Consider the following 700-nt stretch of genomic DNA (forward strand, 5'->3'; position numbering starts at 1 on the left):
GCGTCGAGCAGATCGAACGTGGTGCGCGCCGCCTGACCCACAACCGGTACGACGCCGAAGACCTCGTGCAGGAGACACTTCTCAAGGCCTACAGCGGTTTTCACACGTTCAAGCCAGGATCGAATGCGCGCGCATGGCTGTTTCGGATCATGTACAACAACTGGATCAACAGCTATCGCGCCCGCCAACGCGCCGTGGGTGAGCAACTGTGTGAAGACATCACCGATTGGCAGGTGTCCGCCGAGGGGCGGCATACATCTTCGGGTTTGCGGTCAGCGGAAGTGGAAGCGCTCGAAGCGATGCGCGACGACGACATCGCGGACGCACTGGACGCGATCCCTGCGGCCAACCGGATGACCGTGTACTTCGCCGACGTCGAGGGCTACCACTACCGCGAAATCGCCGCCCTGATGGGCACACCCGTCGGAACCGTGATGTCGAGGTTGCACCGGGCGCGTCGCAATCTGCGTAAGCTGCTCGCCGAAACTGCGGTTGCCAGAGGGTATCTGGCCCGGAGTCAGGACAACGGCACGGCAGCCTGAACCTTACCGGCGTCGCGGCCGATGCCACGGTCCCGGGCCACGTCGGCGAGCAACTCCCGCAGCCGCTTTCGTCCGCGGGCCAGTCGGGACATCACGGTTCCGACGGGTGTGCCCATCAGGGCGGCGATTTCGCGGTAGTGGTAGCCCTCGACGTGGCG

2 protein-coding genes are annotated in these 700 nt (G+C 64.6%); one reads left to right on the forward strand and one right to left on the reverse strand.

From position 1 onward, the window contains the following. Positions 1-542, forward strand: a 542-nt coding sequence (locus tag A5699_RS12905) for a sigma-70 family RNA polymerase sigma factor (protein WP_067769796.1), incomplete at its 5' end; no start/stop codon positions are given. Here A5699_RS12905 and A5699_RS12910 read toward each other — a convergent pair. Further along, the coding region (locus A5699_RS12910) for a sigma factor-like helix-turn-helix DNA-binding protein (RefSeq protein WP_304528286.1) at positions 518-700 on the reverse strand (183 nt) is incomplete at its 5' end. The genes A5699_RS12905 and A5699_RS12910 overlap by 25 nt on opposite strands.

It is taken from the genome of Mycobacterium sp. E802 (assembly GCF_001666875.1).
Lineage (GTDB): Bacteria > Actinomycetota > Actinomycetes > Mycobacteriales > Mycobacteriaceae > Mycobacterium.